Source organism: Anaerocolumna cellulosilytica, from assembly GCF_014218335.1.
Taxonomy (GTDB): Bacteria; Bacillota; Clostridia; order Lachnospirales; family Lachnospiraceae; genus Anaerocolumna; species Anaerocolumna cellulosilytica.
This window is the reverse complement of record NZ_AP023367.1, coordinates 1-10,000: the sequence shown is the minus strand read 5'-3', so window position 1 is coordinate 10,000 and position 10,000 is coordinate 1. Positions and strand designations below refer to the sequence as shown.

The window sequence follows — 10,000 nt, the reverse complement described above, 5'->3', positions numbered from 1 at the left end:
TCCACCGATTCCAACTCCTACTACAATTGGAGGACAGGCATTAGGTCCAGCCATTTTTACAGTTTCTAGTACTGCATTTTTTACACCTTCTGTACCATCAGCTGGTTTTAACATATATATTCTACTCATATTTTCACTGCCAAACCCTTTAGGGGCAACTATTATCTCGATATCATCCCCAGGGATTATCTCATAGTGGATGATTCCGGGTGTATTATCCTTAGTATTCTCACGAAGCAACGGGTCCCCCACGACTGATTTTCTCAAAAATCCTTCCTGATACCCTTGCCTTATACCTTCATTAATCGCTTCTTCCAGAGGAATACCTTCAAGCCTTACCTCCTGTCCTAGTTTAAAAAAAACAATAGTCATTCCGGTATCCTGACAGATTGGAATGTTTTCTTTTTTGGCAATTTCCATATTTTCTTCCAATTGTTTCAGAATCTGTTTTCCTAATTTTGATTTTTCATCCTCTAAAGCTCCTTTTATAGCCTTTTCCATATCTGGTGTTAGTTGCAAATTTGCTTCAATACACATTTCTTTAATATGTTTTGTTATTTCATCTGTGTGAATTATCTTCATAAGATTTCCCTTTCATGCATTTGTTAATTGGAACTAGAGTGTCAAAAGCCCCCTCACAAATATAGCAATATTTTTGCATAAAGCAAAAAACGAATGTACGATGGAAAGTATTAGATATTCTTTTTTCGTAAGTTTGGTATATCATAAAACAGATTTGTCTAAATGAAGCGATTATTCTATTTTATGCTATGCTTTACACAATTCATGAAAAAAAGCAGAATGTCTTATACATTGAAATTGAAAAATGAGTGTTTTGATTTTGTGTAATAGCTGGTTCTAAATAATAAACAGGGCTTTGGACACCCGTATCATAATTAGGCGATTGCGATACAAAAAGAAAAAGAAAACTATTTAAAAATAAGCCCTTTACCGGAATAAAGTACTCTGTTACCCTTTATTCCGGCAGGCTTAAATTTTTAAAAACTATTCTTCCTCTTCTGGTTGTTCCGTAATACTTTCTGCTTCTTCATCAAATTCTGTATCATAATCTTCATCATCCTCTTCAGAAGCTTCCGCAGACTGTGTATCAGCAACGATTTCATTTTCTAATTCTTGCTCTAATTGTTTTATTACTTCTTCTTCGGTCGTTTTTTCGTTATCTCTTACTTTAGCAAAACTTGCTACCGTAATATCTTCACTCATATCAATCAGCTTAACACCTGAGGTAATACGTCCAAGGTTTGATATTCCGTTTACCATTAAACGTATAATTATACCTCCTGTAGTTATAATCATAATTTCATTTTCTTCATCTACCGCTTTTACACCGATAACATATCCTGTTTTTTCTGTGATCTTATAGCACTTAACACCTTTTCCGCCTCTTCTCTGAACAGTAAACTCATCCATGTCGGTCCGTTTTCCCATTCCTTTTTCTGATACGAAAAGTAAATATTTCCCCTGCGTGCTTAATTGCATACCGATAATTTCATCATTGTCTTCTAGATTCATACCAATAACACCCATGGAAGTACGACCGGTTTTTCTAACATCTTTCTCATTAAACCTTATACACTGTCCATGCTTCGTAACCAAAATGATATCTTTTTGATTATTGGTTGCTTTTACTTCAATTAGATCATCATCTTCTCTTAGATTAATGGCCTGTAGACCGGACTTCCTAATATTTTCGTATTCTTTTATAGGTGTCTTCTTTACAATACCTTTTTTTGTTGCCATGAATAAGTATTTATTATTCTGGTATTCCTTTAGAGGTATGATTGCGGTTATTCTTTCCTCGGGTAATAATTGCAGTAAATTAATAATGGCTGTTCCTCTTGCTGTTCTTCCGGATTCTGGAATTTCATATGCTTTTAATCTATATACTCGTCCTTTATTCGTAAAAAACATAATATAGTGATGGGTAGTGGTCATTAATAAATCTTCGATAAAGTCTTCATCAATGGTCTGCATACCCTTTATTCCTTTTCCTCCACGGTGCTGGCTTTTAAAATTATCTACCGTCATTCTCTTTATGTAGCCCAACCGTGTCATAGCAAGAACAGTATTTTCATTTGGAATCAAATCTTCTGTTGACAAATCATATTCATCGTAACCAATAGAAGTTCTTCTGTCATCACCGAATTTATCCATGATTACAGTTAGCTCTTCCCTGATTACTGCAAGCAATTTTTTATGATCAGCAAGAATCGCTTTGTATTCAGCTATCTTTTCCATAAGTTCAGCGTATTCTGTCTCCAGTCTTTCTCTTTCCAGACCTGTCAGAGCTCGCAATCTCATGTCAATAATTGCCTGTGCTTGTGCTTCTGATAAAGCAAAACGTTCAATTAAGCGTTCTTTGGCGATATTTCCGTTTTTTGAAGAACGGATAATATTAATTACTTCATCAATGTTATCAAGTGCAATTAATAAACCTTTTAAAATATGGGCTCTTTCTTCTGCTTTATTTAAATCATATCTGATCCTTCTGGTTACTACTTCTTCCTGATGAAGAATATAGTAGTGAAGCATATCATGCAAGTTTAACACCCTTGGCTCATTATCTACTAACGCCAGCATAATTACACCAAACGTATCCTGCAATTGTGTATGTTTATATAATTGATTTAACAAAACATTGGCATTGACATCTCTTCTGAGTTCAATACATATTCTCATGCCGGTGCGGTCTGACTCATCTCTTAACTCAGTAATCCCGTCTATTTTCTTGTCTTTTACCAATTCAGCAATTTTTTCAATCAATCTTGCTTTATTTACCATGTAGGGTAACTCTGTAACAACAATACGGTTTTTACCATTAGGCATGGCTTCAATATCCGTAACTGCTCTTACTCTTATTTTTCCACGGCCGGTTCGGTAAGCTTCATTGATTCCTCTAGTACCTAATATGGTTGCACCAGTAGGAAAATCAGGTCCTTTTACAATTTCTAATAACTCTTCTAACGTAGTATCTCTATCTTCGCTTATGGTATTATCAATCATTTTCAGGACAGCATTAACAATTTCCCTTAAGTTATGGGGCGGTATATTAGTTGCCATACCTACTGCAATACCAGAAGTACCGTTTACCAATAGATTTGGATATCTGGAGGGAAGAACCGTTGGTTCTTTTTCTGTCTCATCAAAGTTAGGAATAAAATTAACGGTATCTTTGTTGATGTCAGAAATCATCTCCATGGAAATTTTACTTAAGCGGGCTTCTGTGTAACGCATCGCGGCAGCTTCATCACCATCAACTGACCCAAAATTTCCATGCCCGTCAATCAAAGGATATCTGGTTGAAAAATCCTGTGCCAGTTTTACCAAGGCCTCATAGATAGAGCTGTCACCATGAGGATGATACTTACCCATAGTATCACCGACAATACGGGCACATTTTCTGTGGGGTTTGTCAGGACCATTGTTAAGCTCTATCATTGCATATAGTATTCTTCTTTGTACCGGTTTGAGACCATCTCTTACATCCGGAAGTGCACGGGCTGCGATAACAGACATGGCATAATCAATGTATGATGTTTCCATTGTCTTTTTAAGGTCAACCTCATGAACCTTATCAAAGATATTCTCGTCCATTTATTTTCCTCCATCTATTCATTGCTGAATTGCTGACTTGAAAACAGACTAAAGGCAATCTCTTGACTGTTTTCAATTATACTAAATATCTAAATTCTTTACATATTTTGCATTTGCTTCAATAAATTCTCTTCGTGGTTCCACTTTATCACCCATTAGAGTTGTAAAAGTTAAATCTATTTCCGAAGAATTTTCCTCATCGTATATAACCTTTAACAGTACTCTTTTTTCCGGATCCATAGTTGTATCCCAAAGCTGGTCGGAATCCATTTCGCCTAGCCCTTTATATCGCTGTATTTTATTATTTCCATCTCTCCCAAGTTCTGTAAGGAGCTGATTTAATTCATCATCGCTGTAAACATATCTTACCACTTTGTTTCGTTCTACCTTGTACAACGGTGGTTGAGCAAGATATACATAACCTTGTTTGATAAGTTCAGGCATAAAACGGTAAAAGAAGGTGAGTAAAAGTGTACTGATATGAGCTCCGTCAACGTCCGCATCAGTCATAATAATAATTTTGTGATAACGCAATCTACTAATATCAAAATCATCTGATATCCCTGTTCCAAATGCCGTTATCATTGCTTTTATCTCATTGTTGACTAAAATTTTATCAAGCCTTGATTTTTCTACGTTAAGAATTTTACCTCTGAGAGGTAAAATAGCCTGGGTTGCTCTGGATCTGGCAGTTTTTGCTGAACCGCCCGCAGAGTTACCCTCAACGATATAGATTTCACAATTTTTTGGATCTTTGTCGGAGCAGTCTGCTAATTTTCCCGGGAGGCTCATGCCTTCTAATGCAGATTTTCTTCTTGTTAAATCCCTTGCCTTCCTTGCAGCATCTCTGGCGCGCTGAGCCAGAATTGCTTTTTCTAGAATTATTTTTGCAACAGTTGGGTTTTGTTCTAAAAAGTATGTAAGCTGTTCACTTACGATACTGTCTACAGCACCTCTTGCCTCACTGTTTCCTAATTTTTGTTTTGTCTGTCCCTCGAACTGAGGTTCTGGGATCTTTATGCTGACAATAGCCGTCAAACCTTCCCTGATATCTTCTCCGGTGAGATTCGTTTCATTGTCTTTTAAAAACTTCTGATTTCTGGCATAATCATTGAATGTCTTAGTAAGTGCATTTTTAAACCCAGCTAAGTGGGTACCACCTTCCGGCGTAGTTATATTATTTACAAAACTATAACAGCTTTCGTTAAATGAATTATTATGCTGCATAGCAACTTCTACATAAACCGAATCTTTGTTCCCTTCACAATAAAGAATATCAGAATAAAGTGGATCTTTATTTTTGTTTAAATAGTCCACATACTCCTTAATTCCTCCAGCGTAATGAAATTCTTTCGTAACTACAGGCTCCTCCCTATCATCGGAAAGCACTATCTTTAAGTCCTTTGTTAAGAAAGCCATCTCTCTTAAACGCTGTTTTAATATATCGTAATCATAAACCGTTTCTTCGAAAATTTCTTTATCCGGTAAAAAAGTAACTGTGGTGCCGGTTCTGTCAGTTTCACCTATTTCTTTTAGTGGATAGACTACCTTGCCTCGCTCATATCTTTGCTTATGAACTTTACCATCGAGATGAATTGTTACTTCTAACCATTCAGACAATGCATTAACTACAGACGCACCTACACCATGAAGTCCACCGGACACTTTATATCCTCCACCACCGAATTTTCCTCCGGCATGTAGAATAGTAAACACGACCTCAACAGCAGGTATTCCCTTTTTATGGTTAATCCCTACCGGTATACCTCTGCCGTTATCAATTACAGTTATAGAATTGTCTTTATTTATTGTTACATCAATCCTGTCACAAATTCCTGCCAATGCTTCATCAACTGCATTATCAACAATTTCGTAAACTAAATGATGCAGGCCTTTTGAAGAGGTACTGCCAATATACATACCAGGCCTTTTCCTAACCGCTTCTAAGCCCTCCAATATTTGGATTTGATCTGCACCGTATTCTGCACTCATAAATTGCCTCCTGTTTTTCTATGGATGAAATCCAATGATAAAGTATTCTCATCTGTAACCGTTCCCTCTACAACTCGGTAAGTTTTATCGAATTCCATCCGGTTAGCGATAAATTCCTCCAGACCTGTACAGGTAATAATTGTCTGTATATCATGAATACTGTTAAGTAAATGAGTTTGTCTGTTTCTATCTAATTCTGATAATACATCATCCAGTAATAGAATCGGCTTATCTTTTGTTACTATTTTTACCAGTTCTATTTCTGCAAGTTTTAAAGATAAGGCCGAAGTCCTCTGCTGCCCTTGAGAGCCGAACTTACGTAAGTCTTGGGAGCCATTAAAGAAACTGATATCATCCCTGTGAGGACCATAATTTGTCATCTTGGTTGCAATATCCCGTTCCAAGGTGTTTTCCAATTTGCTCTTAAAGTCTTTAACTGCTACATTAGGCTCATACTGTATTCTTAGATGTTCTTTATTACCGGATAACTTTTTATGTATTTCATAGACAATTTCATTTAGCTGTGAAATAAACGAATCACGTCTTTCCATGATTTTAGTTCCATACTCTACCAGCTGCATGTCCCATATACTAAGTGTATCCAATAATTTCCTGTTAAAACTGATTTGTTTTAATAAATTATTCCTTTGGGTAATAATTTTATTATAATTTGCCAGGTTATATAAATAAACCTTATCTATTTGACAAAGTTCTAAATCAATAAATCTTCTTCGTTCAGCCGGACCATTTTTAATAATGCTTAAATCTTCCGGAGAAAAAAACACAATATTAACAATACCAAATAATTCGCTTGTTTTTTTAATGGGGATACCATTAATTGCGACACCTTTTGGCTTGTTTTTTTTCAAATGCATATCTATTTTGTGAATAACCCCATCCCGCTCTACATGCAGCCGGATATGAGATTCTTCTTTATCCATCTTGATTATTTCTCGATCTTTGCTTCCCTTATGGGACTTTGTCGTGGCACAGACATATATTGACTCAAGAATATTAGTTTTCCCCTGGGCATTATCTCCATAAAGGATATTTATTCTGTCATGAAAATCCATAAAAAGAGTATTGTAATTCCGATAATCTTTTAATTCAAGGGTTTTGATATACATGTATACACCACGATTCTAATTATTTTTCAATACGGATGGTCTCATCGTTATATTCTACTACATCGCCGTCATATAACTTTTTCCCTCTTTGGGTTTCTACGATTCCATTTACTTTTACCAAACCATCCTGTATGACAAACTTGGCATCAACACCGGAACCTACCAGACCTCCAGCCTTTAATGCCTGACCTAATTTTATATACTCTTCCCTTAGTTTGATGGTTTCCATAATTTTCTATCCTTTCAAGGACTATAGTTCCTATTAATTCCTGTAAAAACATGACATCTAGCCATTATATATTATATTAATAAAAATATCAACCTTCTATGCGACTATCGTCTTATTCCTTCAATCAGGTTCATAAGTATTAATCATAAACCTTTAAAACTTGTACATAAAGAATTTTTAAATATAGCTCTTTTTCAATCTATTATAAACCAAATTTTTTATTTTGGTAATTGTTTTTTATTGTTAAAAATTTACTATACAAGAATTTTGAATTTTGTTAAACTGTAAAATTTTACTATTGTACAGCGGAATTGAAGTTTACTGGCAAAATCAGATAGATATATCTTTCTTCTTTGTCTCTGATAAAACATGGAGCTTTGGGATTAATCAGATAGATGTCAACTTCTTCGTCGTCAATAACTCTCAATGCCTCAATTAAAAATTTAGGATTAAAACCTATCACTATATCTTTTCCTTCTTTGGTGATATCAATTTCTTCATCCATAGAACCAATAGTAGAATTCATTTTTAATTCCATGTTTTTATCATTAATCTTTACAATTATAGGTTTTTTCTCAGTTTCTTTTATCAGTAGGGTAGCTCTGTCTATACAGCTTAATAATTCTTTTTTGTTAATGGTTACTTTAGTTTCATAATCACTGGATAACATCTGATTAATTTTGTAATATTCTCCTTCGATTAATCTTGAGAGTACAACCGTATTGTCAAATTCGAATATGATGTGTTTATCCGTAAAATATAAATTTACTTCATCTGTAAATTCTCCAGACAATATTTTACTTACTTCAATCAAAGTTTTACCCGGAACGATTACTTTTATATCTTCGTATTCTTCTTTTAACTCTATTTTTCGTATAGAAATTCTATGGCCATCCAAAGATACCACTTTTAATTCATTACCAGTTATTTCAAAGAGTTCACCAGTCATTATTTTATTGCTTTCATTATCGGATATAGAAAATACGGTTTGTCTGATAATTTCTTTTAAGGTAAATTGAGAAAGAACCACAGCGTTTTGTTTTTCTACTTTAGGAAGATAAGGAAATTCTTCACTGCTCTTTCCGGATATAGCAAATTTTGCTTTTTCACAGAGTATAGTAGTTAAGTAATTGCCATCCGTTTCAATGGTTACATCATTGTCAGGTAATTTTCTTATAATCTCAGAAAATACTTTAGCATTAATAGCGACGGTTCCTGTTTCTATTACTTCACCTTTTACAATGGTTTCAATTCCTAACTCCATATCATTGGCTATAAGTTTTATGGTATCAGATTTTACATCAATAATCAAACATTCTAATATAGGCATTGTAGATTTAGCTGGAACTGCTTTTAAAACAATATTAACTCGATTCTGCAATTCAGTTTTAGAACAAACAATCTTCATAATTGTGTATAACTCCTTTCGCGATTTTCATGTAAATATATATAATAAAATTTTGTAGCAGTAGTAATAGGGGCTGTTAAATTGTGCATAAGTGGATTTTCATCATAAAAACAGGGCTTTCTGTGGAAGGATAACGTTGTGTATGGAAAAAACACCGTTTTGGATGAAAATTTTATCTTCAAAATAATTATTAAGTTATCCCAAGGCAACTCACAGATAAACAACAATTTACTAACATGGCTTTGTGGAAAAAAAATAAACCTTAGTTTAAGGATTGATTTTCTTAGTAAGTACTTCAATTGTATTTTGCATACTTGGGTCTTTTTTTATGTTCTTTTCTACCTTGTCAATACCGTGAAGGATGGTGGTATGATCTCTCTTACCCATAAGTTTACCGATATCTGATAAGGAGTAGTCTGTTAATTTTCGGCATAAGTACATGGCAACTTGTCTTGGATAAGCTATGTTCCGACTTTTGTTAACAGAGTAAATATCAGCAGATGTTATATTGAAGTGTTCTGCAATTACATCAATAATCAATTCAGGGGTTATTTGCTTTTTATCATCAGGAGATATCAAGTCTTTTAAAGCTTCTTCTGCCAGTGTAACATTAACTTCCTGTTTCTTTAACCGTGAGAGGGCAACGATTTTTGTAAGTGCGCCTTCTAGCTCCCGGATATTGGATTTTACATTTGTTGCAATATATTTCATTACTTCATTATCTATCTGAAGTCCGTCCAGTTCTTCTTTTTTCTTTAGAATTGCCATTCTAGTTTCGTAATCTGGAGATTGGATGTCAACCGTTAAACCCCATTCGAAACGGGAACGCAATCTTTCCTCCAAAGTGAGAATATCCTTAGGAGGCTTATCACTGGAGATAATAATTTGCTTTTTAGATTCATGCAGCGTATTAAAGGTGTGGAAAAATTCTTCCTGCGTACTTTCCTTACCTATAATAAACTGAATATCATCAATTAAGAGTACATCGATATTTCTGTACTTTTCCCTAAATTCAGTAGGGGTAGTGTTTACGTTACGAATGGATTCAATCAATTCGTTGGTAAACTTCTCACTGGTCACGTACATTACTTTACTGCTTGCGTTTTGTTCCAGAATATAATGAGCGATGGAATGCATTAAATGGGTTTTCCCTAATCCAACTCCTCCATATATAAATAGAGGGTTATATATTTCTGCAGGTGATTCGGCAACTGCTAGCGATGCAGCATGAGCCAGGTTATTATTGGCACCAACCACGAAGGTGTCAAAGGTATACCTGGGATTTAAAAAGGAAAGACCATTTTTTTGGTTTTTCCCTTTTAAATCAGGTAGAGATTCATTCTTTTTCTTTGTGGTCTCAATCTGACTTGCTAATACAAATTCCAAATCGTAGTTCTCGTCCATTATTTCTGTTATTGCTACTTTTAAAGGAATACCGTACTTTCTGCTGATGAAATTTTTACTGTCAGGGCCGATCATTTTATCATCTATTGATATAGTAATTAAATTATCCCTTACGGAATATACTTTTAATGGAAGTAACCAGGTTTTAAAAGAAACATCGGTTACACAATGTTCTATTTTAAGATATTCCAGTATCTCATCCCATTTATCTTGAATTTCATTCAT

The 10,000-nt window shown here is 34.6% G+C and carries 7 protein-coding genes (1 of these 7 cut by a window edge); all 7 read right to left on the bottom strand.

The window, feature by feature from the left end; genetic code table 11:
• Positions 1–582: the 5' portion of a fumarate hydratase gene (locus acsn021_RS00035; RefSeq protein WP_184092855.1), read on the bottom strand. It extends 261 nt beyond the left edge of the window; 582 of the gene's 843 nt are visible here — the first part of the coding sequence; it begins with the start codon at positions 580–582; the stop codon falls past the left edge of the window.
• Positions 583–1,005: 423 nt separating this feature from the next.
• On the bottom strand, positions 1,006–3,615 hold the full coding sequence (gene gyrA / locus acsn021_RS00030; protein ID WP_184092854.1) for a DNA gyrase subunit A: 2,610 nt from the start codon (positions 3,613–3,615) through the stop codon (positions 1,006–1,008).
• A gap of 81 nt (positions 3,616–3,696) precedes the next feature.
• On the bottom strand, positions 3,697–5,607 hold the full coding sequence (gene gyrB, locus acsn021_RS00025; protein WP_184092853.1) for a DNA topoisomerase (ATP-hydrolyzing) subunit B: 1,911 nt from the start codon (positions 5,605–5,607) through the stop codon (positions 3,697–3,699).
• On the bottom strand, positions 5,604–6,734 hold the full coding sequence (gene recF / locus acsn021_RS00020; RefSeq protein WP_184092852.1) for a DNA replication/repair protein RecF: 1,131 nt from the start codon (positions 6,732–6,734) through the stop codon (positions 5,604–5,606). Before recF ends, gyrB begins: the two co-directional genes overlap by 4 nt.
• Positions 6,735–6,753: 19 nt before the next feature.
• On the bottom strand, positions 6,754–6,963 hold the full coding sequence (locus acsn021_RS00015; RefSeq protein WP_184092851.1) for an RNA-binding S4 domain-containing protein: 210 nt from the start codon (positions 6,961–6,963) through the stop codon (positions 6,754–6,756).
• 295 nt (positions 6,964–7,258) lie between these two features.
• Positions 7,259–8,371, bottom strand: coding sequence for a DNA polymerase III subunit beta (gene dnaN / locus acsn021_RS00010; protein ID WP_184092850.1), 1,113 nt, complete (start codon positions 8,369–8,371; stop codon positions 7,259–7,261).
• A 267-nt stretch (positions 8,372–8,638) separates the two neighbouring features.
• On the bottom strand, positions 8,639–10,000 hold the full coding sequence (gene dnaA / locus acsn021_RS00005) for a chromosomal replication initiator protein DnaA (protein ID WP_184092849.1): 1,362 nt from the start codon (positions 9,998–10,000) through the stop codon (positions 8,639–8,641).